This window comes from Enterobacter cloacae complex sp. P6RS, from assembly GCF_014982245.1.
GTDB lineage: Bacteria > Pseudomonadota > Gammaproteobacteria > Enterobacterales > Enterobacteriaceae > Enterobacter > Enterobacter bugandensis.
The window spans coordinates 83,974-110,113 of record NZ_JADCLB010000007.1; the positions used below are offsets into that span (position 1 = coordinate 83,974).

General features: G+C 54.2%; 30 protein-coding genes and 2 tRNA genes. 19 read left to right on the forward strand and 13 right to left on the reverse strand.

Features of this window, described 5'->3' with window-relative positions:
• Positions 1-21 precede the first annotated feature (21 nt).
• The 6 genes from lptB to INF73_RS04465 are packed head-to-tail and all read right to left on the reverse strand — an operon-like array spanning position 22 to position 4,407.
• Positions 22-747 (reverse strand): LPS export ABC transporter ATP-binding protein, encoded by a 726-nt coding sequence (gene lptB / locus INF73_RS04440; RefSeq protein ID WP_028014570.1) that lies wholly within the window; start codon positions 745-747, stop codon positions 22-24.
• 6 nt (positions 748-753) lie between these two features.
• Complete coding sequence (gene lptA / locus INF73_RS04445) at positions 754-1,308, reverse strand: lipopolysaccharide ABC transporter substrate-binding protein LptA (protein WP_028014569.1); 555 nt, start codon at positions 1,306-1,308, stop codon at positions 754-756.
• On the reverse strand, positions 1,277-1,852 hold the full coding sequence (gene lptC, locus INF73_RS04450; protein ID WP_028014568.1) for an LPS export ABC transporter periplasmic protein LptC: 576 nt from the start codon (positions 1,850-1,852) through the stop codon (positions 1,277-1,279). Before lptC ends, lptA begins: the two co-directional genes overlap by 32 nt.
• Positions 1,849-2,415: a 3-deoxy-manno-octulosonate-8-phosphatase KdsC gene (gene kdsC, locus INF73_RS04455; protein WP_193541608.1), complete on the reverse strand. Its 567-nt coding sequence runs from the start codon at positions 2,413-2,415 to the stop codon at positions 1,849-1,851. The genes lptC and kdsC overlap by 4 nt, the downstream gene beginning before the upstream one ends.
• A 14-nt stretch (positions 2,416-2,429) precedes the next feature.
• Positions 2,430-3,416 carry an arabinose-5-phosphate isomerase KdsD gene (kdsD, locus tag INF73_RS04460; RefSeq protein WP_028014567.1) on the reverse strand — a complete coding sequence of 329 codons (987 nt, stop codon included), beginning with the start codon at positions 3,414-3,416 and terminating at the stop codon, positions 2,430-2,432.
• A 13-nt stretch (positions 3,417-3,429) separates the two neighbouring features.
• Positions 3,430-4,407, reverse strand: a complete 978-nt coding sequence (locus INF73_RS04465) for a calcium/sodium antiporter (RefSeq protein WP_028014566.1) — start codon at positions 4,405-4,407, stop codon at positions 3,430-3,432.
• Between the two features lie 227 nt (positions 4,408-4,634).
• Here INF73_RS04465 and mlaF point away from each other — a divergent pair, with 227 nt between their 5' ends.
• From mlaF to murA, 7 genes are all read left to right on the forward strand, one after another.
• A complete protein-coding gene (gene mlaF, locus INF73_RS04470) occupies positions 4,635-5,447 on the forward strand; it encodes a phospholipid ABC transporter ATP-binding protein MlaF (protein WP_028014565.1) in 813 nt (270 codons plus the stop codon).
• Between the two features lie 7 nt (positions 5,448-5,454).
• Positions 5,455-6,237, forward strand: coding sequence for a lipid asymmetry maintenance ABC transporter permease subunit MlaE (gene mlaE / locus INF73_RS04475; RefSeq protein ID WP_028014564.1), 783 nt, complete (start codon positions 5,455-5,457; stop codon positions 6,235-6,237).
• 4 nt (positions 6,238-6,241) lie between these two features.
• A complete protein-coding gene (gene mlaD / locus INF73_RS04480; protein ID WP_041911946.1) occupies positions 6,242-6,790 on the forward strand; it encodes an outer membrane lipid asymmetry maintenance protein MlaD in 549 nt (182 codons plus the stop codon).
• A gap of 17 nt (positions 6,791-6,807) precedes the next feature.
• A complete protein-coding gene (gene mlaC, locus INF73_RS04485) occupies positions 6,808-7,443 on the forward strand; it encodes a phospholipid-binding protein MlaC (protein WP_193541610.1) in 636 nt (211 codons plus the stop codon).
• Entirely contained in the window at positions 7,443-7,736 is a 294-nt protein-coding gene (gene mlaB / locus INF73_RS04490; protein WP_028014561.1) for a lipid asymmetry maintenance protein MlaB, read from the forward strand. Before mlaC ends, mlaB begins: the two co-directional genes overlap by 1 nt.
• A 126-nt stretch (positions 7,737-7,862) precedes the next feature.
• The gene (gene ibaG / locus INF73_RS04495; protein WP_008501458.1) at positions 7,863-8,117 is read left to right on the forward strand and encodes a BolA family iron metabolism protein IbaG; all 255 of its coding nucleotides are present in this window, start codon (positions 7,863-7,865) and stop codon (positions 8,115-8,117) included.
• 50 nt (positions 8,118-8,167) lie between these two features.
• Positions 8,168-9,427: a UDP-N-acetylglucosamine 1-carboxyvinyltransferase gene (murA, locus tag INF73_RS04500; RefSeq protein ID WP_028014560.1), complete on the forward strand. Its 1,260-nt coding sequence runs from the start codon at positions 8,168-8,170 to the stop codon at positions 9,425-9,427.
• 61 nt (positions 9,428-9,488) lie between these two features.
• On the opposite strand, the gene sfsB is transcribed toward murA, so the two are convergent.
• Entirely contained in the window at positions 9,489-9,776 is a 288-nt protein-coding gene (gene sfsB, locus INF73_RS04505; protein WP_028014559.1) for a DNA-binding transcriptional regulator SfsB, read from the reverse strand.
• A 230-nt stretch (positions 9,777-10,006) separates the two neighbouring features.
• A complete protein-coding gene (gene ispB / locus INF73_RS04510; protein WP_045260467.1) occupies positions 10,007-10,978 on the reverse strand; it encodes an octaprenyl diphosphate synthase in 972 nt (323 codons plus the stop codon).
• A gap of 257 nt (positions 10,979-11,235) precedes the next feature.
• On the opposite strand from ispB, the gene rplU reads away from it, so the two are divergent.
• The 4 genes from rplU to cgtA all read left to right on the forward strand — a co-directional run bounded on the left by rplU (position 11,236) and on the right by cgtA (position 14,073).
• Positions 11,236-11,547 carry a 50S ribosomal protein L21 gene (rplU, locus tag INF73_RS04515; protein WP_003025032.1) on the forward strand — a complete coding sequence of 104 codons (312 nt, stop codon included), beginning with the start codon at positions 11,236-11,238 and terminating at the stop codon, positions 11,545-11,547.
• 19 nt (positions 11,548-11,566) lie between these two features.
• The gene (rpmA, locus tag INF73_RS04520) at positions 11,567-11,824 is read left to right on the forward strand and encodes a 50S ribosomal protein L27 (RefSeq protein ID WP_004385076.1); all 258 of its coding nucleotides are present in this window, start codon (positions 11,567-11,569) and stop codon (positions 11,822-11,824) included.
• 95 nt (positions 11,825-11,919) lie between these two features.
• Complete coding sequence (locus tag INF73_RS04525) at positions 11,920-12,885, forward strand: DMT family transporter (RefSeq protein WP_193541612.1); 966 nt, start codon at positions 11,920-11,922, stop codon at positions 12,883-12,885.
• 15 nt (positions 12,886-12,900) lie between these two features.
• Positions 12,901-14,073 carry an Obg family GTPase CgtA gene (cgtA, locus tag INF73_RS04530; protein WP_014885381.1) on the forward strand — a complete coding sequence of 391 codons (1,173 nt, stop codon included), beginning with the start codon at positions 12,901-12,903 and terminating at the stop codon, positions 14,071-14,073.
• A 33-nt stretch (positions 14,074-14,106) separates the two neighbouring features.
• Here the strand turns inward: cgtA and pmrB are convergent, their stop codons facing one another.
• The 3 genes from pmrB to dacB are packed head-to-tail and all read right to left on the reverse strand — an operon-like array spanning position 14,107 to position 17,245.
• Positions 14,107-15,150: a two-component system sensor histidine kinase PmrB gene (gene pmrB, locus INF73_RS04535; RefSeq protein WP_041907874.1), complete on the reverse strand. Its 1,044-nt coding sequence runs from the start codon at positions 15,148-15,150 to the stop codon at positions 14,107-14,109.
• Positions 15,147-15,809, reverse strand: a complete 663-nt coding sequence (gene pmrA, locus INF73_RS04540; RefSeq protein ID WP_028014555.1) for a two-component system response regulator PmrA — start codon at positions 15,807-15,809, stop codon at positions 15,147-15,149. Before pmrA ends, pmrB begins: the two co-directional genes overlap by 4 nt.
• Positions 15,810-15,811: 2 nt before the next feature.
• Complete coding sequence (gene dacB, locus INF73_RS04545; RefSeq protein ID WP_028014554.1) at positions 15,812-17,245, reverse strand: serine-type D-Ala-D-Ala carboxypeptidase; 1,434 nt, start codon at positions 17,243-17,245, stop codon at positions 15,812-15,814.
• A 228-nt stretch (positions 17,246-17,473) separates the two neighbouring features.
• Here dacB and greA point away from each other — a divergent pair, with 228 nt between their 5' ends.
• Positions 17,474-17,950 carry a transcription elongation factor GreA gene (gene greA, locus INF73_RS04550; RefSeq protein WP_006812122.1) on the forward strand — a complete coding sequence of 159 codons (477 nt, stop codon included), beginning with the start codon at positions 17,474-17,476 and terminating at the stop codon, positions 17,948-17,950.
• Positions 17,951-18,102: 152 nt separating this feature from the next.
• Here the strand turns inward: greA and yhbY are convergent, their stop codons facing one another.
• Positions 18,103-18,396 carry a ribosome assembly RNA-binding protein YhbY gene (yhbY, locus tag INF73_RS04555; RefSeq protein WP_003861814.1) on the reverse strand — a complete coding sequence of 98 codons (294 nt, stop codon included), beginning with the start codon at positions 18,394-18,396 and terminating at the stop codon, positions 18,103-18,105.
• Between the two features lie 127 nt (positions 18,397-18,523).
• Here yhbY and rlmE point away from each other — a divergent pair, with 127 nt between their 5' ends.
• The 6 genes from rlmE to INF73_RS04585 all read left to right on the forward strand — a co-directional run bounded on the left by rlmE (position 18,524) and on the right by INF73_RS04585 (position 24,116).
• Positions 18,524-19,150 (forward strand): 23S rRNA (uridine(2552)-2'-O)-methyltransferase RlmE, encoded by a 627-nt coding sequence (rlmE, locus tag INF73_RS04560; RefSeq protein ID WP_003861812.1) that lies wholly within the window; start codon positions 18,524-18,526, stop codon positions 19,148-19,150.
• Between the two features lie 102 nt (positions 19,151-19,252).
• Positions 19,253-21,187, forward strand: a complete 1,935-nt coding sequence (gene ftsH / locus INF73_RS04565) for an ATP-dependent zinc metalloprotease FtsH (protein ID WP_013098921.1) — start codon at positions 19,253-19,255, stop codon at positions 21,185-21,187.
• 98 nt (positions 21,188-21,285) lie between these two features.
• Positions 21,286-22,134, forward strand: coding sequence for a dihydropteroate synthase (folP, locus tag INF73_RS04570; protein WP_014885377.1), 849 nt, complete (start codon positions 21,286-21,288; stop codon positions 22,132-22,134).
• On the forward strand, positions 22,127-23,464 hold the full coding sequence (glmM, locus tag INF73_RS04575) for a phosphoglucosamine mutase (protein ID WP_041907881.1): 1,338 nt from the start codon (positions 22,127-22,129) through the stop codon (positions 23,462-23,464). Before folP ends, glmM begins: the two co-directional genes overlap by 8 nt.
• 223 nt (positions 23,465-23,687) lie before the next feature.
• Positions 23,688-24,020, forward strand: a complete 333-nt coding sequence (gene secG, locus INF73_RS04580) for a preprotein translocase subunit SecG (RefSeq protein ID WP_021242256.1) — start codon at positions 23,688-23,690, stop codon at positions 24,018-24,020.
• Between the two features lie 9 nt (positions 24,021-24,029).
• A tRNA-Leu gene (locus INF73_RS04585) sits at positions 24,030-24,116 on the forward strand.
• A gap of 179 nt (positions 24,117-24,295) precedes the next feature.
• Here INF73_RS04585 and argG read toward each other — a convergent pair.
• A complete protein-coding gene (argG, locus tag INF73_RS04590) occupies positions 24,296-25,642 on the reverse strand; it encodes an argininosuccinate synthase (protein ID WP_028014551.1) in 1,347 nt (448 codons plus the stop codon).
• A 287-nt stretch (positions 25,643-25,929) separates the two neighbouring features.
• Here argG and INF73_RS04595 point away from each other — a divergent pair.
• Positions 25,930-26,006: transfer RNA gene (locus INF73_RS04595), tRNA-Met, on the forward strand.
• The last annotated feature ends 134 nt before the right edge of the window (positions 26,007-26,140 follow it).

Genomic DNA, 26,140 nt, shown 5'->3' on the forward strand with positions numbered 1-26,140 from the left:
CGTTACGTTACCTCTACCCTATCAGAGTCTGAAGTCTTCCCCAAGATAGACGCGCTTAACATGATCGTCTTCGAGGATCTGCTGCGGCGTACCGTGAGCGATCAGATTGCCCTGGCTCACGATATACGCGCGTTCACATACCGCCAGCGTTTCACGAACGTTGTGGTCTGTGATCAGCACGCCAAGTCCGCTGTCACGCAGATGCTCGATAATGCGTTTAATGTCGATAACGGAGATCGGGTCAACGCCCGCAAACGGTTCATCCAGAAGGATAAACTTCGGATTGGCGGCCAGCGCGCGCGCAATCTCAACACGACGGCGTTCCCCCCCGGACAAGGCCTGGCCCAGGCTGTCGCGCAGGTGTTCGATATGAAACTCTTCCATCAGCTCGTTGGCGCGATCCTGACGCTGTTCGTTGGTCAGGTCGTCGCGAATTTGCAGGACCGCCATCAGGTTATCAAAGACGCTCAGACGACGGAAAATAGAGGCTTCCTGCGGCAGATAGCCGATGCCACGGCGCGCGCGCGCGTGCAGCGGCAGCAGGCTGATATCTTCATCGTCAATAATAATGTTGCCGGCGTCACGCGGCACAATACCCACCACCATGTAGAAGGTGGTGGTTTTACCCGCACCGTTCGGGCCAAGCAGGCCCACAATTTCGCCGGAGTTGACGGTCAGACTGACATCTTCTACGACACGGCGGCCCTTATAGGCCTTCGCGAGATTTTTTGCAGTTAATGTTGCCATAGCGAATTAGTTACTCTTCTTCTGTGCCGGGGCCTGGCCCTTGCCTTTGTCCTGCAGCTGCGACGGAACCAGCACGGTGGTTACGCGTTTGCCTTTCTCGCTGGAGGCCTGCATTTTTTGCTCTTTCACCAGATAGGTAATCTGGTCACCGGTAATATTGCTGTCCAGCTGTTCCAGATACGCGTTTCCGGTCAGGATGACCAGGTCCTTCGCCAGCTCATAGTGCATATGCGAGGCGTGGCCCTTCACCGGCTTGCCGTTGTCCTGCATCTGGTAGAAGGTGGCCGGGTTGCCGTAACCATCAATGATCTCTTTGCCCTGCTCGCCGCCCGGACGGGTAACGACCACTTTATCGGCGTTAATTTTGATGGTCCCCTGAGTCATGACGACGTTACCCGTGAAGGTGACGACGTTACCCTGCATATCGAGAGACTGAGTGTCGGACTCGATATGGATCGGCTGGTCGGTATCGCCCGTTACAGCAAGCGCGGGGAGACTGGCCGCCAGCATCGCGCTGGCGATAATTACTTTAAGGCTGAGTTTGTTTGTTTTGAATTTCATAGGAGGTTCTAACCTTTTCAATCAGCTCGGCGTTCTTGCTGCGTAAGTTCCCGCGCATTCTTAAACCGCTGGAATTAAATGTTGTGCCATACAGTGTGACCAGATCCTGCGACGTCACGTCCTGGGTTACCAGGTTGATCTGGGCATTATCCGTCGTAATTTTTCGCAGTTGCGAGTCAGCGGTCAGGGCGTTGACTTCAACGTGGCCATACAGATAAAGCATACGATCATTTGTCAGTTTGGCCCGATCTGACTTAATTGACCACGTCGGCACTTTGTCTTTATCGAAAGTGGTCATGACAGGTTGGGTAAACCACGAAACGCCGTCATCGGAAAAGTATTCAACGTGCTGGGCAATCAGGCGATAATTCAGCGCACCTTCCGGGCTATAGACCACGGTGTCACTGTGATCGCTTTTATAGGTTGGATCGTTATTGTTGACGACTTCCGTTTGCGTATCGTCGCGATCGGCAAGGTTCACGCCAATCAATACCAGTGCGACAAGCGAAAGCAGAATGATAACCCAACGTCTGGTTTTACTCATATCGATTGCCCTTTGGCTTCATCAAGCTTGCCCTGCGCCAGCAGAAGCAGATCGCAGACTTCACGGACGGCACCCCGGCCACCGTTGATGTGGGTAACGTAGTCAGCGCGCGGGATCAACAGCGGATGAGCATCAGCAACCGCGATGCTGAGACCGACTTCAGCCATCACCGGCCAGTCAATCAGGTCGTCTCCAACGTAGGCCACGTTTTCCGGTGCGATAGCCAGTTTACTCAGTAAATCATTGAACGCTGCCATCTTATCGGATTGACCCTGGTAAAGATGGGTAATGCCTAAGGTTTCACAGCGGTCTTCTACCAGTTTAGCTTTTCGTCCGGTGATGATAGCAACCTCAATACCCGAGGTGAGCGCACAGCGGATACCGTAGCCGTCGCGAACGTTAAACGCTTTCAGCTCTTCACCATTATTGCCCATGTAAATCAGGCCATCGGAAAGTACGCCATCCACATCCAGAATGAGCAGACGAATATTTTCCGCCTTTGCCATCATCTGGGTACTGACCGGACCATAACAGGTTGCAAGGGATGCACCCGCATTACTCATTGTCTTATCCTTTATTACACTACGCCAGCGCGCAGCAGATCATGCATATGTACCACACCCAGCAACTGGTCGCCATCGGCAACCATAACGGAGGTGATATGGCGGGACTGCATCAGGTTCAGCACATCCACGGCCAGCGTTCCCGGACGCACGCGAATGCCGCCGGGCGTCATCACATCGGCAATGCCGAGCGTGCGGACATCTACACCCATGTCAAACACGCGACGCAGGTCGCCATCGGTGAAGATCCCCTGAATTTTCATCAGATCGTCGCACACGACCGTCATACCCAAATTCTTACGGGTGATTTCCAGCAGCGCATCACGCAGGGAGGCTTCTTTGCTGACGTGAGGGATCTCATCCCCGGTGTGCATAATATCGTTTACCCGCAGCAGCAGCTTGCGCCCCAGCGCGCCGCCCGGATGGGAGAGCGCGAAATCTTCCGGCGTAAAACCGCGGGCTTCAAGCAGCGCGACGGCAAGCGCATCACCCATGACCAGCGCGGCGGTGGTGCTGGATGTTGGCGCCAGGCCGAGCGGGCAGGCCTCTTTCGGTACTTTAACGCACAGATGAATATCGGCTGCACGCGCCATGCTACTTTCCGGACGGCTGGTCATGCAAATCAGCGGTACCTGCAGACGCTTCAGTACGGGGATCAATGCCAGAATTTCATTGGACTCACCGGAGTTGGACAGCGCGATAACGACATCCTGCGGCGTGACCATCCCCAGGTCGCCGTGCGCGGCTTCCCCCGGGTGTACAAAGAAGGACGAGGTTCCGGTGCTGGCAAACGTTGCCGCCATTTTGCGCCCAATGTGGCCGGACTTGCCCATCCCCATCACCACGACTTTCCCGGCACAGTAGAATATCTTCTCACATGCCAGACTAAAATCCTGATTAATGTACTGATCTAACTGCGCCAGACCTTCACGTTCAATCTCCAGAACCTCTTTGCCTGCTTTCTGAAAGTCAAAACCCGGCTGCAATTCTATTTGCGACATAATGCGTTTCCGTTTACCCAGAGAGAAGAGGCGAGAGCCAGTACAGCATCGCCATCCATACGATAAATCCACCCGTCAGCAGCGCGCCTGCGCCTTTGCCGATCTGGCGTTGCCGCCGCCAGCAGAGCAGGGCAAATATCACGCTGACCAGCAACATCACCCCGTAATCGCGTGAAAACGCCAGAGGATTAAACGGCCCCGGCGTAATCAGAGCCGGCAGGCCCATGACAATCGCGATATTAAATATGTTGGAGCCGATGATATTACCAATGGCGATGTCATCTTCCCCTTTACGCGCCCCCGCAATGGCGGTGGCCAGCTCCGGCAGGCTGGTGCCGATAGCAATAACCGTCAGGCCAATCGTCAGTTCGCTCATGGCGAAATAGTTCGCCAGTACCGTCGCGTTATCCACGACCATGCGCGTTGCCATCGGCATGATAATCAGCGCAACGCCAAGCCAGAGGAGGGCGACCGGCAGCGTGCCTTCCCGCGGGAGTTCGGCAACCTGTTCACGCGTCAGGCTATCCTGACCCTGTTTTTCCGCCTGGCGGGCAATTTTAACACTATACAGTAACCAGATGACGGCCAACGCCAGCAGGAAAATGCCGTCGCTATAGCTCAATACTCCATCATAAAATACGCACCCTGCCAGCAGGCTTACGACTAACATTAGCGGCAATTCACGGCGCAGAACATCAGAATGCACGCGAAATGGATGGAGCAGTGCCGCAAGGCCTAAAATCAGTAATATATTGACGATGTTAGAGCCAATCGCGGTGCCAATTGCCAGGTCTAACTGACCATGCAGCGACGCCGAGACGGAGACGATGATTTCAGGAAGTGACGTGCCAACGCTGACCACGGTCATCCCGATGACTACAGGCGGTACACCCGTCAGGCGACACAGGATAGATGCAGCAAAGACTAAACGGTCAGCACTGTAGACCACTAACAGTAAACCAATGATTAACAGTGCTGTTGCTAAAAGCATCAAAAGTCCTTTCTTCAGGTATACTTGTCGGTCCATCGCGCGGGAATGGCTGGACTGCATACGGTCTGAGGCGTAACGAATTCCTAATTTTGACTTTATGCGCCGGAAAAGTAAAACAAATGCCAGCTTTCGCTAACCTCAACGGCTAATATTCTGTAAAAATGCGGGGTTAAGGGCTGATTCAGGCTGCACGTCTTAACGTGAGCAGGGTAAGAAAGGAACTATAAATGAGCCAAACGATGGCGAATATCGTCGATGTCCGCGGTGTGAGTTTTTCTCGCGGCAATCGACTGATATTCGATGATATTTCGTTGACCGTACCGCGTGGCAAAATCACCGCCATCATGGGGCCGTCCGGGATCGGTAAAACGACCCTCCTGCGCCTTATTGGTGGTCAGATCCCACCGGATAGCGGTGAAATCCTCTTCGATGGCGAAAACGTCCCGGAGATGTCGCGCTCGCGCCTGTATACTGTCCGCAAACGTATGAGTATGCTCTTTCAGTCGGGGGCGTTGTTCACCGACATGAACGTCTTTGATAACGTGGCCTATCCGCTGCGCGAGCATACCAGCCTGCCGCCTGAGCTGCTGAAAAGCACGGTGATGATGAAGCTTGAAGCTGTGGGGTTGCGGGGAGCCGCGAAGCTAATGCCTTCGGAGCTGTCCGGCGGGATGGCGCGCCGCGCCGCGCTGGCGCGAGCTATTGCATTAGAGCCCGATTTAATCATGTTCGACGAACCGTTCGTCGGGCAGGATCCCATCACGATGGGCGTGCTGGTAAAGCTCATCTCTGAACTGAACAGCGCGCTCGGCGTCACCTGTATCGTGGTGTCTCACGATGTACCGGAAGTGTTGAGCATTGCCGATTACGCCTATATCGTGGCGGACAAAAAGATCGTTGCACACGGCAGCGCCCAGGCGCTGCAGGAAAATTGCGATCCACGCGTGCGGCAGTTCCTCGACGGTATTGCTGACGGACCCGTACCGTTCCGCTACCCGGCGGGCGATTATCGTGACGATTTACTGGGAATAGGGAGTTAAGCCACTCATGCTGTTAAATGCGTTGGCCGCTCTCGGACACCGTGGCATAAAAACCATCAGGACGTTCGGGCGTGCCGGATTGATGTTATTCAACGCGCTGGTCGGCAAGCCGGAGTTTAGCAAGCACGCCCCTCTGCTGGTGCGTCAGCTTTATAATGTCGGCGTGCTGTCGATGCTCATCATTATTGTTTCCGGTCTGTTTATCGGCATGGTGCTTGGGCTGCAGGGCTACCTTGTTCTGACAACCTACAGTGCGGAAACCAGCCTCGGAATGCTGGTGGCGCTTTCGCTGCTGCGCGAATTGGGTCCGGTTGTGGCGGCACTGCTGTTTGCCGGACGCGCTGGGTCGGCATTAACGGCTGAGATTGGCCTGATGCGTGCGACCGAGCAGCTATCCAGCATGGAAATGATGGCGGTCGATCCGCTGCGTCGCGTGATCTCGCCGCGTTTCTGGGCGGGGGTGATCTCGCTCCCGCTACTGACTATTCTGTTTGTCGCCGTGGGGATCTGGGGCGGTTCGCTGGTTGGGGTCCACTGGAAAGGCATCGATGCCGGCTTCTTCTGGTCTGCGATGCAGGACGCCATCGACCTGCGAATGGATCTGGTTAACTGCCTGATTAAAAGCGTGGTGTTTGCCATTACGGTCACCTGGATTGCATTGTTCAATGGTTACGATGCCATCCCGACCTCGGCGGGCATTAGCCGTGCAACTACACGTACTGTCGTACATTCGTCGCTGGCCGTACTGGGCCTGGATTTTGTGCTCACCGCACTGATGTTTGGGAATTGAGTTCATGCAAACGAGAAAAAATGAAATTTGGGTCGGCGTTTTCCTGCTGCTGGCGCTGCTGGCGGCGCTGTTTATCTGCCTGAGAGCGGCAGATATTACGTCTGTGCGCACCGAGCCGACGTATCGCATCTATGCCACGTTCGATAACATCGGCGGGCTGAAGGCGCGTTCACCGGTCCGCATTGGCGGTGTGGTGATCGGCCGCGTATCTGACATTACGCTCGATGAGAAAACGTATCTGCCGCGCGTCGCGATGGATATCGAAGAACGTTACAACCACATTCCGGACACCAGCTCCCTTTCTATCCGTACTTCCGGCCTGCTGGGTGAACAATATCTGGCACTTAACGTCGGCTTTGAAGATCCCGAGCTGGGAACGACTATCCTTAAAGACGGTAGCGTTATCCAGGATACGAAGTCCGCGATGGTGCTGGAGGACATGATTGGTCAGTTCCTTTACAACAGTAAAGGGGATGATAAAAAGTCTGACGATGCCCCTGCGCAGAGTGAAGACCATACCAACGTTGCGCCGACCCCTGGTGCTGCGAATTAATTCAGGAGAAGTCATTCATGTTTAAACGACTGTTAATGGTTGCCATGCTGGTCATTGCCCCTCTCACTGCGGCACATGCTGCGGATCAGAGCAACCCGTACAAACTGATGGACGAAGCTGCGAAGAAAACCTTCGACCGTCTCAAAAACGAACAGCCAAAAATTCGCGCGAATCCTGACTATCTGCGTGACGTGGTTGACCAGGAACTGCTGCCGTATGTGCAGATCAAATATGCGGGAGCGCTGGTGCTCGGCCGCTATTACAAAGACGCCACCCCGGCGCAGCGTGAGGCCTATTTTGCCGCATTCCGTGAATACCTGAAGCAGGCTTACGGCCAGGCGCTGGCGATGTACCACGGTCAGACCTATCAGATCGCCCCGGAGCAGCCGCTGGGTGATGCGACCATCGTGCCTATTCGCGTAACGATCATCGATCCTAACGGCCGTCCGCCGGTGCGCCTGGATTTCCAGTGGCGTAAAAACAGCCAGACCGGCCACTGGCAGGCGTATGATATGATCGCCGAAGGCGTAAGCATGATCACCACCAAGCAGAACGAGTGGAGCGACCTGCTGCGCACCAAGGGCATTGATGGCCTGACCGCACAGCTGCAGTCCATTGCTCGTCAGAAAATTATCCTGGACGAGAAGAAGTAATGTCGCAGCAACTCCGCTGGTCGCGTGAAGGTGAGACGTTAAGGCTGTCCGGTGAGCTGGACCAGGATCTGCTGAACCCACTGTGGGATAAACGCCAGGAAGCGATGCAGGGCGTGACGCTTATCGACTTAACCGACGTCACGCGGGTGGATACGGCAGGCGTTGCGCTGCTCGCCCATCTGGTTGCCGTGGGCAAAAAGCAGGGAACAAGCGTCATGCTTCATGGCGCAAGTGACAATGTCGTTACCCTTGCGCAACTCTACAATCTGCCTCAGGACGTACTGCCTCGTTAATATTTTCAGTGCGTTACTTCCGAAAGCCCTGACAGTTTCATCGTCGGGGCTTTTTGCTTGTTTAAGACGACGCCACTTTGCTCTAAGATGTTGGGCTTGTTTTCACTATCAGATGATTAAGAGCCCATGGAAAATCATGAAATCCAGACAGTGCTGATGAATGCACTCTCCCTTCAGGAAGCCCACGTCACTGGCGATGGCAGTCACTTCCAGGTTATTGCTGTGGGTGAGATGTTCGACGGTATGAGCCGTGTGAAGAAGCAGCAGGCTGTGTACGCGCCGCTGATGGAATATATTGCGGATAACCGCATCCACGCCCTGTCGATTAAAGCGTTCACCCCGCAAGAGTGGGCACGCGATCGCAAACTAAACGGTTTTTGAGCTGAGGGCGACAGGCCCGCAGCACGGTTGAATTTATAAGAGAGCACACAATGGATAAATTTCGTGTACAGGGGCCAACGCGTCTCCAGGGCGAAGTCACAATTTCTGGCGCGAAGAACGCCGCGCTACCAATCCTCTTTGCTGCGCTGCTCGCGGAAGAGCCGGTAGAAATTCAGAACGTACCGAAGCTGAAAGATATCGACACGACCATGAAGTTGCTCACCCAGTTGGGCACTAAAGTTGAGCGCAACGGTTCCGTCTGGATCGACGCCAGCAACGTGAACAACTTCTCTGCGCCTTACGATCTGGTTAAAACCATGCGTGCATCTATCTGGGCGCTTGGCCCGCTGGTGGCACGTTTCGGTCAGGGTCAGGTTTCGCTGCCGGGCGGTTGCGCCATCGGCGCGCGTCCGGTTGACCTGCATATCTTTGGCCTGGAGAAACTGGGCGCAGAGATCAAGCTGGAAGAGGGTTACGTTAAGGCCTCCGTCAACGGTCGTCTGAAAGGCGCACACATTGTCATGGACAAAGTGAGCGTAGGCGCTACCGTTACCATCATGTCTGCGGCAACGCTGGCAGAAGGTACCACCATCATCGAAAACGCCGCGCGTGAACCGGAGATCGTGGATACCGCCAATTTCCTCGTGGCGCTGGGCGCGAAGATTTCCGGCCAGGGTACTGACCGCATCACCATTGAAGGCGTTGAGCGTCTGGGCGGTGGTGTGTATCGCGTTCTGCCGGACCGTATCGAAACCGGCACCTTCCTGGTGGCTGCGGCCATTTCCGGCGGTAAGATTGTCTGCCGTAATGCACAGCCAGACACTCTGGATGCCGTTCTGGCGAAGCTGCGTGAAGCGGGTGCCGATGTTGAAACCGGTGAAGACTGGATCAGCCTCGACATGCACGGCAAGCGTCCTAAAGCGGTGACCGTGCGTACGGCTCCGCATCCGGCATTCCCGACCGATATGCAGGCACAGTTCACTCTGCTGAACCTGGTTGCCGAAGGAACCGGTGTGATTACCGAGACGATTTTCGAAAACCGTTTTATGCACGTACCGGAACTGATCCGTATGGGTGCACATGCTGAGATCGAAAGTAATACCGTGATTTGCCATGGCGTTGAGAAACTGTCCGGTGCTCAGGTAATGGCAACGGATCTGCGTGCGTCTGCAAGCCTGGTGCTGGCGGGCTGTATCGCGGAAGGCACAACGGTGGTTGATCGTATTTATCACATCGATCGTGGCTATGAACGTATTGAAGACAAACTGCGCGCGCTGGGTGCCAATATCGAGCGTGTGAAGGGCGAGTAATCGTTCCGGCAGCCCCCTGCCAGAAATGACCGGGGGGTTGCTATTCCTGTCAAAAAAACCGTTATCCCTGCGGTTCTGTTTTTGCTTTTCTCTGGCGCATCATGCGCGTTCTGTCGATAAATTCATGAGTAACAGGATCGTGATAACGTGAAGGCCAGATCACCCACGGGTGCGTTTCCAGCGCCGTCGCGATAATCAATTCTCCCTTTGGCCAGGGGCGGGTCAGGGCGTTGGCCAGGGTGGAAGAACTCAGACCATGGCGGCGGGACTCTGCTGCAAGTGACGTACCTCTTTTGCGCAGTGCCGCAATGATATCTGCCGTATGCCAGTCGATAAATTTCGTATCCATAACGCTGTCCTTAAGTTCGGATTCACCTACGCCGTTTCTTCTGAAACGACTGGCTTACTATACCCATTTCGACTTCTTGTTCTAAAAAGTTCGCGTTACTTGAAGGGATATTCAGAATAAGACATGGCTTTATTCATGCGGGCTCTAACCCGATTCATTTACATGAATGCGGAATTTACTGGTGCGTTTTTGAACCTCCCCGCGATGGATACGGGGAGGTGGGGGCAAGATTAACGGTCGCGTTGAACAGCGATGTGGGCAAGACCAATCAGAGCATCGCGCCATGGGCTGTCTGGAATAACCTGGAGAGCTTCGATGGCTTTGTCAGCCTCTTCTTCAGCACGCTGACGCGTCCATTCCAGCGAGCCGCAGATGGCCATCGTTTCCAGTACAGGTTCCAGAAGATGGCGACCATTTCCCTGTTCGATCGCCTCACGGATCATTTTCGCCTGGTCGGCCGTTCCGTGACGCATCGCGTGAAGCAGCGGCAGGGTCGGTTTGCCTTCGTTCAGGTCATCGCCAACGTTTTTGCCGAGCGTTTCGCCGTCCGCGCTGTAGTCCAGCAAATCATCAATCAGCTGGAAGGCAGTACCCAGGTAGCGCCCATAATCCTGCAGTCCTTTTTCCTGCGCCTCGGAACAGCCAGCCAGGATGCCGGAACACTGGGCTGCCGCTTCAAACAGGCGCGCTGTTTTGCTGTAGATAACGCGCATGTAGTTTTCTTCGGTGATATCGGGGTCATTGACGTTCATCAGCTGCAGCACTTCGCCTTCAGCGATGACGTTGACGGCTTCGGACATCACCTCGAGCACTTTCAGAGAGCCCAGGCTGGTCATCATCTGGAAGGCGCGGGTATAGATAAAGTCCCCGACCAGAACGCTGGCGGCGTTCCCGAAGGCAGCGTTTGCCGTGGCCTTGCCACGACGCATATCGGATTCATCCACAACATCGTCATGCAGAAGCGTCGCGGTGTGAATAAATTCGATCAGCGCGGCGATCGTCACGTGAGCATTTCCCTGATAGCCAACGGCTCTGGCAGCCAGAATGGCAATCATCGGGCGAATGCGTTTACCGCCGCCGCTGACAATGTAATAGCCCAACTGATTGATCAGCTGAACGTCAGAGTTGAGTTGCTCCAGGATTGCTGCATTTACACCCGCCATATCTTGCGCGGTTAACTCGTTGATTTTTTCTAAATTCATCGCAAAAGCCGGGCTTTTTATCCTGTTGATCCCATCTTCAATGGGGTAACGAAGGGTTTCGGTTTATCAATAGTAGTGCTGATTGTACTGAAAAAACGGCTCAGATAAACGTTACCGTACGTGTTGTGTTTTTTTTCTTCATGTATTGACGGTAGCACTTGTCAAAGGCTCGCGTTTTGCGTAATATTCGCGCCCTATTGTGAATATTTATAGCGCACTCTGATTCATACGAGGACGTGCGCGGAAGCGGAGTTTATATGTACGCGGTTTTCCAAAGTGGTGGTAAACAACACCGAGTAAGCGAAGGTCAGACCGTTCGCCTGGAAAAGCTGGACATCGCAACTGGCGAATCTGTTGAGTTCGCAGAAGTTCTGATGATCGCAAACGGTGAAGAAGTCAAAATCGGCGTTCCTTTCGTTGATGGCGGCGTTATCAAAGCTGAAGTTGTTGCACACGGTCGTGGCGAGAAAGTTAAAATCGTTAAGTTTCGTCGTCGTAAACACTACCGTAAGCAGCAGGGCCACCGTCAGTGGTTCACTGATGTGAAAATTACTGGCATCAGCGCCTAAGACCTGAGGAGAGATTTAAATGGCACATAAAAAGGCTGGCGGCTCCACACGTAACGGTCGCGATTCAGAAGCTAAACGCCTGGGCGTTAAGCGTTTCGGTGGCGAATCCGTTCTGGCGGGTAGCATCATCGTTCGTCAACGTGGTACCAAATTCCACGCTGGCAACAACGTAGGTTGCGGTCGTGACCACACTCTGTTTGCTAAAGCAGACGGTAAAGTGAAATTTGAAGTTAAAGGCCCGAACAACCGTAAATACATCAGCATCGTTGCTGAGTAAGGTTTTCTCGGTCCGGTAACGGATTAAAGCCCCGCAACGTGTTGCGGGGCTTTTTACATTGGAAACCCGGAAAATTTTCTGTAGGGAAAACGGGCATGAAGCAGCAGGCCGGCATTGGTATTCTTTTGGCGCTCACGACCGCAATGTGCTGGGGTGCGCTGCCAATTGCAATGAAGCAGGTACTGGAAGTGATGGAGCCGCCTACGGTGGTCTTTTATCGCTTCCTGATGGCAAGCATTGGTCTCGGGACCATCCTTGCAGTCAAAGGCAAGCTTCCACCGCTACGGCTCTTCCGCAAACCTCGATGGCTGGTGTTACTGGCCATTGCGACGGGCGGTCTGTTCGGTAACTTTATCCTGTTCAGCTCTTCCCTGCAGTATTTGAGCCCTACGGCGTCTCAGGTGATTGGTCAGCTTTCGCCTGTGGGCATGATGGTCGCGAGCGTGTTCATCCTCAAAGAGAAGATGCGCGGGACGCAGATTATCGGGGCAAGCATGCTGCTATGCGGCCTGGTGATGTTCTTCAACACCAGCCTGATCGAGATTTTTACCCGGCTTACGGACTACACCTGGGGCGTGATCTTCGGCGTGGGTGCAGCAACGGTCTGGGTGAGCTATGGCGTCGCGCAAAAGGTGTTATTGCGTCGCCTGGCCTCACAGCAGATCCTTTTTTTGCTGTACACTTTGTGTACAGTGGCATTATTGCCGTTAGCGAAGCCGGGCGCCATTACCCAGCTGAGCGACTGGCAACTGGCGTGCCTCATTTTTTGTGGGCTTAACACGCTGGTCGGTTATGGCGCGCTGGCGGAAGCGATGGCGCGCTGGCAGGCAGCACAGGTGAGCGCATTGATCACGCTTACCCCGCTGTTTACGCTGTTATTTTCAGATTTGTTATCAATGGCCTGGCCCGATGTCTTCGTCAGACCGATGCTCAACCTGTTGGGCTATCTCGGTGCGTTTGTCGTGGTTGCGGGCGCGATGTATTCCGCCATTGGTCATCGTCTTTGGGGACGTTGGCGCAAAAATGAAGCGGTCGTAGTAGTCCCCCGCTCAGGCGAATGAGTTACGGAGAGTAAAATGAAGTTTGTTGATGAAGCGACGATTCTGGTCGTGGCAGGTGATGGCGGTAACGGTTGTGTAAGCTTCCGCCGTGAAAAATATATTCCTCGTGGCGGCCCTGACGGCGGTGACGGTGGCGATGGTGGTGACGTGTGGCTGGAGGCGGATGAAAACCTCAACACGCTGATCGACTACCGCTTTGAAAAATCCTTCCGCGCAGAACGCGGACAGAACGGCCAGAGCCGTGACTGTACCGGTAAACGCGGTAAAGACGTGACCATTAAGGTTCCGGTCGGTACGCGCGTTATCGATCAGGGTACCGGTGAAACCATGGGCGATATGACTAAACACGGTCAGCGCCTGATGGTGGCGAAAGGCGGCTGGCACGGTCTGGGTAACAGCCGTTTCAAATCTTCCGTTAACCGTACCCCGCGTCAGAAAACGATGGGTACCCCGGGTGATAAGCGCGACCTGCAACTTGAACTGATGCTACTGGCTGACGTGGGCATGCTGGGTATGCCAAACGCAGGTAAATCGACCTTTATTCGCGCCGTCTCTGCGGCCAAGCCAAAAGTAGCGGACTATCCGTTTACCACGCTGGTACCAAGCCTCGGCGTTGTCCGTATGGATAACGAGAAGAGCTTTGTGGTCGCCGATATTCCGGGCCTGATTGAAGGCGCTGCGGAAGGCGCTGGTCTGGGTATTCGCTTCCTGAAGCACCTTGAGCGTTGCCGCGTACTGCTGCACCTCATCGACATCGATCCGATCGACGGTTCCGATCCGGTTGAAAACGCCCGTATCATTATCGGTGAGCTGGAAAAATACAGCGAAAAACTGGCGAGTAAGCCACGCTGGCTGGTCTTCAACAAGATCGACCTGATGGATAAAGCGGAAGCCGAAGCGAAAGCCAAAGCGATTGCCGAAGCAATGGGCTGGGAAGATAAATACTACCTTATCTCCGCGGCAAGTCAGGTTGGCGTGAAAGATCTCTGCTGGGATGTGATGACCTTCATCATCGAGAACCCTGTCGTTCAGGCTGAAGAAGCGAAACAGCCAGAAAAAGTCGAATTCATGTGGGATGACTACCACCGCCAGCAGCTCGAAGAGCTGGAAGCGGAAGAGGAAGACGACTGGGACGATGACTGGGATGAAGACGACGAAGAAGGCGTCGAGTTCATCTACAAGCACTAATATCTGTCCAAAGCCCCCATCAGGGGGCTTTTTTCATTCCAGCGTTGAGGGCAGCCAGCAGCTTGCTATCAGGCCGCCTTCAGCACCATTCTCCAGCATCAGCTTACCGTGATGAAGCTGCAGGATGCGCTGTACGATACTCAGGCCAAGGCCGCTGCCGCCGTAACGCTGATCGAGGCGACGGAACGGCTCCGTGATCGACTGTCGATGCGCTTCGTCAATACCAGGCCCCTGATCGATAACGCTGAGCTGCGTACCGCCTTCGACCTCGGTAAGCGTCACGGTAATCGTGGTGCCTGTCGGGCTGTAGCGCCCGGCATTCTCCAGCAGGTTGCGCAGCATCAGCCGCAGCAGTACCGCGTCTCCCTGAACCGTGAGCGCGCTTTTAGCAGGCCAAATCACCGTATGCTCTTTGGCTTCATGCTCAAGACCAAGAGGCGTGATAATGGTGTCCGTCCAGTTGATGGTTTCATAGTGGCCGCTCGCCATTGCCTGTCCTGCACGGGCCAGCATCAGCAGTTGCTCAACGGTGTGCATTAGCTGGTCAATACGGCTGATGAGCGTCGTGGCCTGCGTAGAGCCTGACTGGGCCATGAGCTCCAGATGGAGCCTGATTCCGGCAAGAGGCGTTCGCAGTTCATGGGCGGCGTCAGCCGTGAAGAGACGCTCCTGCTGAATGGTACTGTCCAGCCTGGCGAGTAGCTGATTGAGCGAGGTGGTAACGGCGCCGATTTCTTCCATGTCGGAATACATAGGAAGTGGGGTTAGGTTATCCGCCGAACGGTTAGCCAGGCTCACGCGCAGTTTGTTCAGCGGTCGGGTTATCCAGGTAACCGCCCAGAACGAGAAAAACAACGTAAACCCAACCATCACCAGAGAAGGAACCAGCAGCGAGGCAATCGCTTCGCGGATCTCTTTCTCGACGTGGTTGTTACGCGATTTTGCCGACAGCGTTTCGTTCACCAGAAAGCCAATCTGCTCGCGGCTTTCGTGCCACAACCAAATGACGCTTATCAGCTGGAAAAATAACAGAATGACCGCCAGCAACACCATTAATCGCCGACGCATGCTGTTCATTTCTGGCTCTCCAGGCGGTAGCCAACGCCGCGGACGGTTTTAATCCGGTCTTTGCCGAGCTTACGACGCAGGTTGTGGATGTGGACTTCCAGGGTATTTGACCCCGGATCGTCCTGCCAGGAATAGATATCCTGCTGAAGGGTTTCTCTGTGTACCGTTTGTCCGCTTCGCATGATCAGACGCGTCAGCAAGGCGAACTCTTTTGGTGTGACTTCAACGGGCTGGGACTGGCGCAATACCTGCTGGGTTTGCAGATTCAGGGTAATGTCCCCGTCGGTTAGTAAGTTATCACTATGGCCCTGATAACGGCGTATTAACGCTCGCACCCGAGCCTGAAGTTCTGCAAGCGCAAAGGGCTTCACCAGGTAATCATCGGCGCCAGCATCAAGGCCGGTAATACGATCTTCAATGGCGTCGCGTGCCGTCAGGATTAACACCGGATTGGCGATGCCCCGGCGACGCCACTGGGTAAGCAACGTCGCGCCGTCTTTGTCCGGTAAGCCCAGGTCAAGGATCACCAGGCTGTATTCGCCGCTCTGGATCAGGGCATCTGCTTCTGCCGCGGTGCCGGCACAGTCCAGGGCATAGCCTTCATTAGCTAGCCCCAGAGCCAGTCCTTCCTGTAATAACAGATCGTCTTCAACTATAAGTAGTTTCATCGCTAGTTATTCTGGTAGATGTCTTTATAAAGCCTGCTTTCGAAGCGAACCAGTGGAATACGGCGGTTGCGCTGGTCGGTCGGTTCGACGGCATAGCCGGAAAGATACTGCACGAATGCCATGCGCTGTCCGCTGGCGGTCGTGATGAACCCTGCCAGGTTATACACCCCCTGCAGTGAACCTGTTTTCGCGGAGACTTTACCATCCACACCTGCTGCGTGAAGCCCGGCGCGGTACTGCAGCGAACCGTCGTGTCCGGCAAGCGGCAGCATTGAGATAAAGTTTAGCTCAGTGTCATGTTGTGCAATGTACTGAAGCACCTGCATCATGGTGGCCGGGGCAATCAGGTTATGACGCGATAATCCTGAACCATCAACGGCGATAGTGTTACCCAGATCGATCCCCGCCTGCTGGCGCAGGATCTGACGAACAGCGTCTGAGCCCGCGCGCCAGGTTCCCGGCACGCCGAAACGCGCGTGGCCAATCATGCGGAACACGGTGTCGGCAATCATGTTGTCAGACTTTTTCAGCATAATTCGCAGCAAATCGTGCAGCGGTGGCGACTGTTTGCTGGCAATGACCGTTCCGGGCTGGTTGACCTGCGTCTGGCGTAGCAGCGTGCCGGAGTAGGTTATTCCCGCCTGCTTCAGCTCATCCTTGAGAATCGCACCCGCATAGCTTGCGCCATCCTGAATCGCGAAGGCCAGCGGCAGGGGATCGGCGCGCTGCGTCAGGCAGCCGGTGAGGGTGTAGCGGTTAAGATCGCCAGGCACCACGTCCAGTTCGCAGTACTGGGCATCCGGGGAGCCTTTAGCCAGCGTTCGCACCTGGCTAAACATGGTCACCGGATAGTAAGATGCCACGCGAATGAACGCTAAATCATCTGGCTTGGGCGCGCTGTAAAGGGAGATCGAGAAGCAGTTGCGGTCAACAATCGCGGCGGCTGGCGGGGCGCTAAAGCACTGCGTCATGTCGTTCCACGGCCAGCCTGGTGCTTTATCGTGGCTGGCAAAAATGGAGGTATCGATCAGCACGTTGCCATCGATTTTTGTCACGCCGGATTTTTTCAACACCGCTACCATGTTGCGGATATCCTGGCGCTTAAAGGTGGGATCGCCACCGAAACGGGCGATAAGATCGCCTTTCAGTTCGCCACCGTCGACGTTACCTTTGGTTTCAAGCGTGGTGGTAAAACGGAAGTCAGGCCCGAGTTGGAGCAGGGCGGCGAGGGCAGTGATCACCTTCTGGGTACTGGCAGGCAGCGCCATCTGTTGACTGTGATAGTCAATCTCGGGAGCCTGTGCGCCAACCTTCTGCACCATCAGGGCGAGGTTCGCGCCTGCGGGGAGCTGATTAATGTACTCATCAACATTCGCGGCCTGGGCGGTGAACGTTATACTGGTAGTCAATCCGATGATAAAACTGGAAAATCGCATAATCTCGCGCTAACAACCCGAAAACAAACCGTCATACTACGGTGCATGGCACTGCAAAGTAAACGATGACCCATAGTGAACTTCGCGGTAAAATGCGTATCAAATTGAAAAATTGCTGCTGACCTGGGGCGTCGCTCCCGGGTCGGTTTTCTTTTTGCTTCTTGCCCGCTTCGGGGGGCAGGAGCAGGGAACACTGCTCCCAACAGGAATGTTTAAGAGGTATAACAAATGCAAGCTATTCCGATGACCTTACGTGGTGCCGAAAAACTGCGCGAAGAGCTGGATTTCCTGAAATCCGTGCGTCGCCCTGAAATCATCGCCGCTATCGCGGAAGCCCGTGAGCATGGCGACCTGAAAGAGAATGCTGAATACCATGCGGCGCGCGAGCAGCAGGGCTTCTGTGAAGGGCGCATTAAAGATATCGAAGCGAAACTGTCTAATGCGCAGGTTATCGATATCACCAAAATGCCTAACAACGGTCGCGTGATCTTTGGTTCTACCGTCAGCGTTCTGAACCTCGACAACGATGAAGAGCAAACCTATCGCATCGTGGGCGATGATGAAGCAGACTTCAAACAGAACCTGATTTCGGTGAACTCACCCATTGCTCGCGGCCTGATTGGCAAAGAGCAGGACGATGTTGTCACCATCCGCACCCCTGGCGGTGAAGTGGAATACGAAATTATCAAGGTTGAATACCTGTAATTCGCTTCTCTACTAAGATGTTGATACATTGTAAAGAAAAGAAAAAGGCCGCATAGCGGCCTTTTATCAACTCAAGGAGCATGGCATTTTGCTGAGCCTGCTGAAAGAAATCCCTCGTTTCACACAGAAAATGTGATTGATTCAGGATATCCTTAGCGTGGCAGCGAGATTTTACGCTCTTTAGATGGGCGATAGAGCACCAGCGTTTTACCGATGACCTGTACATTACAGGCGCCGGTTTCGCGCACGATGGCTTCCACGATCAGGTTTTTAGTGTCTCTGTCTTCAGAGGCGATTTTCACCTTGATCAGCTCGTGGTGTTCCAGCGCTTGTTCAATCTCGGCAAGCACCCCTTCGGTCAAACCATTGTTGCCAAGCATGACTACAGGCTTGAGCGGATGTGCCAGACCTTTAAGGTGCTGTTTTTGTTTAGTACTCAGATTCATCGTATATTTTTGCTTACGTTGGGATTGAAAACGGTTCATTCTACCGCCATCTCCCTTATATCGCCAAATAGCTGCGTAGAAATTTACGTCACAGGCAAGCAACGATGAACCAGGACGGAAATGTTAAATGACAGGTAAAAAGCGTTCTGCCAGTTCCAGCCGCTGGCTTCAGGAACACTTTAGCGATAAATATGTTCAACAGGCACAGAAAAAGGGGTTACGTTCCCGTGCCTGGTTTAAACTTGATGAAATACAGCAAAGTGACAAACTTTTTAAGCCGGGGATGACGGTTGTCGACCTCGGTGCGGCACCTGGCGGATGGTCCCAGTATGCGGTAACGCAGATCGGCGGAACGGGCCGAATCATCGCGTGCGATCTTTTACCAATGGATCCCATCGTTGGTGTCGACTTCCTTCAGGGCGACTTTCGTGATGAATTAGTGCTGAAAGCGTTACTTGATCGTGTTGGTGACAGTAAGGTCCAGGTTGTCATGTCGGATATGGCACCAAATATGTGCGGAACACCGGCGGTGGATATCCCCCGCGCCATGTATCTGGTGGAGCTAGCGTTAGAAATGTGTCGTGATGTACTAGCGCCTGGTGGTAGTTTTGTTGTGAAGGTGTTTCAGGGCGAAGGTTTCGAGGAGTATCTTAAGGAAATTCGCTCCCTGTTTGCGAAGGTCAAAGTTCGTAAGCCGGACTCTTCCCGGGCCCGTTCCCGTGAAGTGTATATTGTAGCGACCGGGCGAAAATGATAACCGGGAGATTTCAGACGAAAGTTTGAATGAAACTGGATATAGAGTATCCTGACGCTGTTTTTAACACAGTTGTAATATGAGGTTAATCCCTTGAGTGACATGGCGAAAAACCTAATACTCTGGCTGGTCATTGCCGTTGTGCTGATGTCAGTATTCCAGAGCTTTGGGCCCAGCGAGTCGAATGGCCGCAAGGTGGATTATTCTACCTTCCTGCAAGAGGTCAATCAGGACCAGGTTCGCGAAGCGCGTATCAACGGACGTGAGATCAACGTTACCAAGAAAGATAGTAACCGTTACACGACTTACATCCCGGTGAACGATCCTAAGCTGCTTGATAACCTTCTGACCAAAAACGTCAAAGTGGTAGGCGAGCCGCCAGAAGAACCAAGCCTGCTGGCTTCTATCTTCATTTCCTGGTTCCCGATGCTGCTTCTTATCGGCGTCTGGATCTTCTTTATGCGCCAGATGCAGGGCGGCGGTGGCAAAGGTGCCATGTCGTTCGGTAAGAGCAAGGCGCGTATGCTGACGGAAGACCAGATCAAGACCACGTTTGCTGACGTCGCCGGTTGTGACGAAGCAAAAGAAGAAGTGGGTGAACTGGTTGAATACCTGCGCGAGCCGAGCCGTTTCCAGAAACTGGGCGGTAAGATCCCGAAAGGCGTCCTGATGGTAGGCCCTCCGGGTACCGGTAAAACCCTGCTGGCGAAAGCCATCGCGGGTGAAGCGAAGGTGCCGTTCTTTACTATTTCAGGTTCTGACTTCGTTGAAATGTTCGTGGGTGTCGGTGCATCTCGTGTGCGTGACATGTTCGAGCAGGCCAAGAAGGCAGCACCGTGCATCATCTTTATCGATGAAATCGACGCCGTAGGCCGCCAGCGTGGCGCGGGCCTGGGCGGTGGTCACGATGAGCGTGAGCAGACCCTGAACCAGATGCTGGTTGAGATGGACGGCTTCGAAGGTAACGAAGGTATTATCGTTATCGCGGCGACTAACCGTCCGGACGTACTTGACCCTGCGCTGCTGCGTCCAGGCCGTTTCGACCGTCAGGTTGTTGTCGGTCTGCCGGATGTTCGTGGTCGTGAACAGATTCTGAAAGTGCACATGCGTCGCGTACCGCTGGCGCCAGATATCGACGCGGCAATCATTGCGCGCGGTACGCCGGGCTTCTCCGGCGCGGACCTGGCTAACCTGGTCAACGAAGCTGCACTGTTTGCCGCTCGCGGTAACAAGCGCGTGGTCTCCATGGTTGAGTTCGAGAAAGCGAAAGACAAAATCATGATGGGTGCGGAACGTCGCTCCATGGTGATGACGGAAGCGCAGAAAGAGTCCACGGCTTACCACGAAGCGGGTCACGCGATTATCGGTCGCCTGGTGCCGGAACACGATCCGGTACACAAGGTAACGATTATTCCGCGCGGCCGTGCGCTGGGTGTGACCTTCTTCCTGCCTGAGGGCGACGCGATCAGCGCCAGCCGTCAGAAGCTGGAAAGCCAGATTTCGACCCTGTACGGCGGTCGTCTGGCGGAAGAGATCATCTACGGGCCAGAACATGTTTCTACCGGTGCGTCGAACGACATTAAAGTGGCGACAAACCTGGCGCGTAACATGGTGACTCAATGGGGCTTCTCCGACAAACTCGGTCCGCTGCTGTATGCAGAGGAAGAGGGTGAAGTATTCCTGGGCCGCTCCGTGGCGAAAGCAAAACATATGTCTGATGAGACGGCACGTATCATCGACCAGGAAGTGAAAGCGCTGATTGAACGTAACTACGGTCGCGCGCGTCAGATCCTGAACGACAATATGGACATTCTGCATTCGATGAAAGATGCGCTCATGAAATATGAGACCATCGATGCACCGCAGATTGACGACCTGATGGCTCGCCGCGAAGTGCGCCCGCCAGCAGGCTGGGAAGACCCAGGCGCTTCCAACAATTCTGACAACAATGGTACCCCGCGCGCGCCGCGTCCGGTCGATGAACCGCGTACGCCAAACCCGGGCAACACCATGTCAGAGCAGTTGGGCGACAAGTAAGTCACTGCTGTTGAAGCGTTTGTCTGTACCCCAAACCCTGGAGCTTGCTCCGGGGTTTTTCTTTTCCGTTAAACCATACTAAAACCAGGGATTTGACCATGAAACTCTTCGCCCAGGACTCGCATCTCGATCTTTCACATCCGCACGTGATGGGGATCCTGAATGTTACCCCTGACTCCTTCTCTGACGGCGGCACGCATAACACGCTTATCGACGCGGTTAAGCACGCAAATCTAATGATCAACGCGGGTGCCACTATCATTGACGTGGGCGGTGAATCGACGCGTCCCGGCGCGGCAGATGTTTCGGTGGAAGAAGAGCTGGCGCGCGTGGTGCCGGTGGTTGAGGCAATCGCGCAACGTTTCGAGGTGTGGATCTCCGTCGACACGTCCAAACCAGAAGTGATTCGTGAAGTGGCGAGAGTGGGTGCTCACATTATTAATGACATCCGCTCGCTGACCGAACCGGGTGCGATCGAGGCCGCTGCAGAAACCGGCCTGCCGGTATGCCTGATGCACATGCAGGGGCAACCGAAAACCATGCAGGAAGCGCCGAAGTATGATGACGTCTTTGCCGACGTGAATCGCTTCTTTATTGAGCATATTGAACGCTGTGAGCGTGCAGGCATCCCAAAAGAGAAATTGCTGCTCGACCCGGGGTTCGGTTTCGGTAAAAATCTCTCACACAATTATGCGTTGCTTGCGCGCTTATCGGAATTTCATCACTTTGGTCTGCCACTGCTGGTGGGTATGTCGAGAAAGTCGATGATTGGCCAATTGCTGAATGTAGGACCGAGCGAGCGCCTGAGTGGCAGCCTGGCCTGCGCGGTAATTGCGGCGATGCAAGGCGCGCACATTATCCGTGTCCATGACGTCAAAGAAACAGTAGAAGCCATGCGTGTGGTGGAAGCCACACTGGCAGCGAAGGAAAACAAACGCTATGAGTAATCGTAAGTATTTTGGTACCGATGGTATCCGTGGGCGCGTAGGCGATGCTCCAATTACCCCTGATTTTGTTCTGAAGCTCGGCTGGGCTGCCGGCAAGGTGCTGGCGCGTCATGGCTCACGTAAGATCATTATTGGTAAAGATACCCGTATTTCGGGCTATATGCTGGAATCTGCGTTGGAAGCGGGTCTGGCGGCTGCAGGGCTTTCAGCCTCTTTTACTGGCCCAATGCCAACGCCTGCTGTTGCCTACCTTACGCGCACCTTCCGCGCGGAAGCGGGAATTGTGATCTCGGCGTCTCATAACCCGTTCTACGACAATGGCATCAAGTTCTTCTCCATTGACGGCACCAAGCTGCCGGACGAAGTGGAAGAGGCCATTGAAGCCGAAATGGAAAAAGAGATCACCTGTGTTGATTCCGCAGAGCTGGGTAAAGCGAACCGTATCGTCGATGCGGCGGGTCGTTATATCGAATTCTGCAAAGGCACCTTCCCGAACGAGCTGAGCCTGGCGCATCTTAAAATTGTGGTGGACTGTGCGAACGGTGCGACCTATCACATTGCGCCGAATGTCTTCCGCGAGCTGGGTGCGAAAGTGATCGCCATCGGCTGCGAGCCGGATGGTCTGAACATTAACGAAGAAGTCGGGGCGACGGACGTGCGCGCCCTGCAGGCGCGCGTGCTGGCGGAAAAAGCCGATCTGGGTATTGCCCTGGACGGCGACGGTGACCGCGTGATCATGGTTGACCACGAAGGTAATAAAGTCGACGGCGATCAGATCCTCTACATCATTGCCCGTGAAGGCCTGCGCCAGGGTCAGCTGCGCGGCGGTGCGGTAGGGACCCTGATGAGCAACATGGGTCTGGAGCTGGCGCTGAAACAGCTCGGTATTCCGTTTGTTCGCGCGAAAGTGGGCGACCGCTACGTGCTGGAAAAGCTGCAGGAGAAAGGCTGGCGCATTGGCGCTGAGAACTCCGGTCACGTGATCCTGCTCGATAAAACCACTACCGGTGACGGCATTGTGGCGGCGCTTCAGGTGGTTGCCGCGATGGCGCGCAACCATATGAGCCTGCACGATCTGTGCAGCGGGATGAAAATGTTCCCGCAGATCCTGGTGAACGTGCGTTTCACTGCGGGTAAAGGCGATCCGCTGGAAAATGACAACGTGAAAGCGGTGATGGCTGAGGTTGAAGCGGCGCTGGGCAGCCGTGGACGCGTGCTGCTGCGTAAGTCTGGTACCGAACCGCTGATCCGCGTGATGGTGGAAGGCGAAGACGAAGCGCAGGTCACCGAATTTGCGCACCGTATTGCGGATGCCGTAAAAGCTGCATAATCTTGCATGCTAAATGTTTAAAAAGGCGGCGTTTGCCGCCTTTGTTTTAAGCAATTAATGGCTTTTTGCTGTTTTTTTCCGCAGTTGATACAATGCGTCGAAAATGCCCTTGCGAAGGTGATTCGCTTTGGTTAGTATTCACACCCGCTTCAGTGGGAAACAGAAATCCTGCTAATTGGTCGAAGCATTGGTATGCGGCAAATCCGCAAGGAACAGGTTGATTATGTACGAAGCTCTTTTAGTTGTTTTCCTTATTGTAGCCATCGCTCTCGTAGCGTTGATTATGCTGCAGCAAGGTAAAGGCGCTGATATGGGAGCCTCCTTCGGAGCAGGCGCTTCCGGTACGCTGTTCGGTTCAAGTGGTTCTGCGAACTTCATGACCCGCACGACGGCGATTCTGGCTACGCTGTTCTTCATCATCAGTCTGGTGCTGGGCAATATCAACAGCAACAAGACCAGCAAAGGAAGCGAGTGGGAAAATCTGAGCGCGCCAGCCAAAACTGAGCAGACTCAGCCAGCTGCACCGGCTAAGCCAACCAGCGATATCCCGCAGTAAGTATTCCGTACCGAGGTGGTGGAATTGGTAGACACGCTACCTTGAGGTGGTAGTGCCCTAACGGGCTTGTGGGTTCGAGTCCCATCCTCGGTACCAATATTCCAGAAGAAAGACGTCGCAAGACGTCTTTTTTTTCGTCTGTAGCTTTTGCCGTTCGTAGGCCCGTTAAGCGCAGCGCCACCGGGCAAAATGGCGGGTGGCGCTGCGCTTACCCGCCCTACAAAAGCCAAACAAAAAGGCGCCCATTGGGCGCCTTTTGCATGTTACATCAGCGATTACTTCTTATCGCTATTCTCCAGGTTTTCAACCTGCGGCAGGCCGTTACCGGAATTCGCGGAGAGCAGACCATTCTCAACGTAGTTGAACAGCTTCTCACGGGTATCGGTGATGTCCAGGTTACGCATGGTCAACTGACCAATACGGTCGTCCGGAGAAAACACAGACTCGCCTTTTTCCATGGTCAGACGCTCGGCTTTATAGGTCAGGTTGTCCGACACGGTGTTAAGAATGGAGTAGTCGTTACCACGACGCAGTTCCAGGGTCACTTCACCGGTGATCGCGCTCGCTACCCAACGCTGCAGTGCGTCACGCAGCATCAGCGCCTGCGGATCGAACCAGCGACCCTGATACAGCAGTTTGCCCAGTTGACGACCATGAGAATGATACTGCTCGATGGTGTCTTCGTTGTGAATACCGGTCAGCAGACGCTCGTAAGCGATGTGCAGCAGCGCCATCCCTGGAGCTTCATAGATACCGCGGCTTTTCGCTTCGATGATACGGTTTTCAATCTGATCGCTCATGCCCAGACCGTGACGACCGCCGATGCGGTTTGCTTCCAGCATCAGTTCAACGTCGTCAGAGAAGGTCTTACCGTTCAGGGCAACCGGATGACCACGTTCGAAACGCACGGTCACTTCTTCTGCCGGGATCTTCACGCTCTCGTCCCAGAACTTCACGCCCATGATCGGGTTAACGATCTTCACGCTGGAGTTCAGGAATTCCAGGTCCTTCGCTTCGTGCGTCGCGCCCAGCATGTTGGAGTCGGTAGAGTAGGCTTTCTCAACGGACATTTTGTAGTCAAAGCCGCAGGCAATCATAAACTCAGACATCTCATGACGACCACCCAGCTCGTCGATGAAGTCGGTGTCCAGCCACGGCTTGTAGATCTGCAGCTCCGCGTTGGTCAGCAGGCCATAACGATAGAAACGTTCGATATCGTTGCCTTTATAGGTGCTGCCGTCACCCCAGATGTTCACGCCATCTTCTTTCATGGCGGCAACCAGCATGGTGCCGGTGACGGCACGACCCAGCGGGGTGGTGTTGAAATAGGTCAGGCCGCCCGTGGTGTTATGGAACGCACCGCACTGAATAGCGGCGATACCTTCAGCAACCAGTTGCTTACGGCAGTCAATCAGTCGCGCGTTTTCTGCGCCATACTCTTTAGCGCGACGAGGAATAGCATCGTAATCGTCCTCATCCGGCTGACCCAGGTTCGCAGTATATGCATACGGAACCGCTCCCTTCTGGCGCATCCACAGCAGTGCAGCGCTGGTATCCAGGCCGCCTGAGAAAGCGATGCCAATACGTTGTCCTACCGGAAGATGCTTGAGAATCGTCGTCATAGAATAAAACCCTGCTTGATTGACTGATTAGAGACCGCTTTCGTTCTCTTGTGCATTTTTATGCAAAATAAGTGAGTATTCATTTAATCATCTTTTATCGAATACCGGAAGAGACTCATGCGTTTTTTGTAAAAAATTTGGTCTGTTCTCTCTGGCGGAAGCTGGGTTGACAGGTGGGGTCAACTATCAATATACTAAACGCCGATTTTACGTCCCGTCTTCGGTACCAAATCCCAGCATTATTTGCAAATTCTGTCCAAAACGCGTAGAATTTGCCACGTTTCAGGCGCGGGGTGGAGCAGCCTGGTAGCTCGTCGGGCTCATAACCCGAAGGTCGTCGGTTCAAATCCGGCCCCCGCAACCACTTTCCCATAAAGTTCTTTTTCAAATATACTGTGAAGACTTAGAGCCTTCGTAGCTGGATTTGAAAAAATTCTTTCGGAGAGTGCTCCAGGCCACAGTTGTGGCTATAGGGTTCAGTTATCTAAAGCCCCGATT

Coding starts and splice junctions, on each gene's coding strand:
- folP (WP_014885377.1), top strand. CDS start 21,286: ATGAAACTCTTCGCCCAGGACTCGCATCTCGATCTTTCACATCCGCAC.
- rpmA (WP_004385076.1), top strand. CDS start 11,567: ATGGCACATAAAAAGGCTGGCGGCTCCACACGTAACGGTCGCGATTCA.
- INF73_RS04465 (WP_028014566.1), bottom strand. CDS start 4,407: ATGCTTTTAGCAACAGCACTGTTAATCATTGGTTTACTGTTAGTGGTC.
- mlaB (WP_028014561.1), top strand. CDS start 7,443: ATGTCGCAGCAACTCCGCTGGTCGCGTGAAGGTGAGACGTTAAGGCTG.
- rlmE (WP_003861812.1), top strand. CDS start 18,524: ATGACAGGTAAAAAGCGTTCTGCCAGTTCCAGCCGCTGGCTTCAGGAA.
- ispB (WP_045260467.1), bottom strand. CDS start 10,978: ATGAATTTAGAAAAAATCAACGAGTTAACCGCGCAAGATATGGCGGGT.
- kdsC (WP_193541608.1), bottom strand. CDS start 2,415: ATGAGTAATGCGGGTGCATCCCTTGCAACCTGTTATGGTCCGGTCAGT.
- mlaC (WP_193541610.1), top strand. CDS start 6,808: ATGTTTAAACGACTGTTAATGGTTGCCATGCTGGTCATTGCCCCTCTC.
- kdsD (WP_028014567.1), bottom strand. CDS start 3,416: ATGTCGCAAATAGAATTGCAGCCGGGTTTTGACTTTCAGAAAGCAGGC.
- ftsH (WP_013098921.1), top strand. CDS start 19,253: ATGGCGAAAAACCTAATACTCTGGCTGGTCATTGCCGTTGTGCTGATG.
- yhbY (WP_003861814.1), bottom strand. CDS start 18,396: ATGAATCTGAGTACTAAACAAAAACAGCACCTTAAAGGTCTGGCACAT.
- cgtA (WP_014885381.1), top strand. CDS start 12,901: ATGAAGTTTGTTGATGAAGCGACGATTCTGGTCGTGGCAGGTGATGGC.
- lptB (WP_028014570.1), bottom strand. CDS start 747: ATGGCAACATTAACTGCAAAAAATCTCGCGAAGGCCTATAAGGGCCGC.
- sfsB (WP_028014559.1), bottom strand. CDS start 9,776: ATGGATACGAAATTTATCGACTGGCATACGGCAGATATCATTGCGGCA.
- lptC (WP_028014568.1), bottom strand. CDS start 1,852: ATGAGTAAAACCAGACGTTGGGTTATCATTCTGCTTTCGCTTGTCGCA.
- murA (WP_028014560.1), top strand. CDS start 8,168: ATGGATAAATTTCGTGTACAGGGGCCAACGCGTCTCCAGGGCGAAGTC.
- pmrB (WP_041907874.1), bottom strand. CDS start 15,150: ATGAACAGCATGCGTCGGCGATTAATGGTGTTGCTGGCGGTCATTCTG.
- mlaE (WP_028014564.1), top strand. CDS start 5,455: ATGCTGTTAAATGCGTTGGCCGCTCTCGGACACCGTGGCATAAAAACC.
- dacB (WP_028014554.1), bottom strand. CDS start 17,245: ATGCGATTTTCCAGTTTTATCATCGGATTGACTACCAGTATAACGTTC.
- lptA (WP_028014569.1), bottom strand. CDS start 1,308: ATGAAATTCAAAACAAACAAACTCAGCCTTAAAGTAATTATCGCCAGC.
- rplU (WP_003025032.1), top strand. CDS start 11,236: ATGTACGCGGTTTTCCAAAGTGGTGGTAAACAACACCGAGTAAGCGAA.
- greA (WP_006812122.1), top strand. CDS start 17,474: ATGCAAGCTATTCCGATGACCTTACGTGGTGCCGAAAAACTGCGCGAA.
- glmM (WP_041907881.1), top strand. CDS start 22,127: ATGAGTAATCGTAAGTATTTTGGTACCGATGGTATCCGTGGGCGCGTA.
- argG (WP_028014551.1), bottom strand. CDS start 25,642: ATGACGACGATTCTCAAGCATCTTCCGGTAGGACAACGTATTGGCATC.
- INF73_RS04525 (WP_193541612.1), top strand. CDS start 11,920: ATGAAGCAGCAGGCCGGCATTGGTATTCTTTTGGCGCTCACGACCGCA.
- secG (WP_021242256.1), top strand. CDS start 23,688: ATGTACGAAGCTCTTTTAGTTGTTTTCCTTATTGTAGCCATCGCTCTC.
- ibaG (WP_008501458.1), top strand. CDS start 7,863: ATGGAAAATCATGAAATCCAGACAGTGCTGATGAATGCACTCTCCCTT.
- mlaD (WP_041911946.1), top strand. CDS start 6,242: ATGCAAACGAGAAAAAATGAAATTTGGGTCGGCGTTTTCCTGCTGCTG.
- pmrA (WP_028014555.1), bottom strand. CDS start 15,809: ATGAAACTACTTATAGTTGAAGACGATCTGTTATTACAGGAAGGACTG.
- mlaF (WP_028014565.1), top strand. CDS start 4,635: ATGAGCCAAACGATGGCGAATATCGTCGATGTCCGCGGTGTGAGTTTT.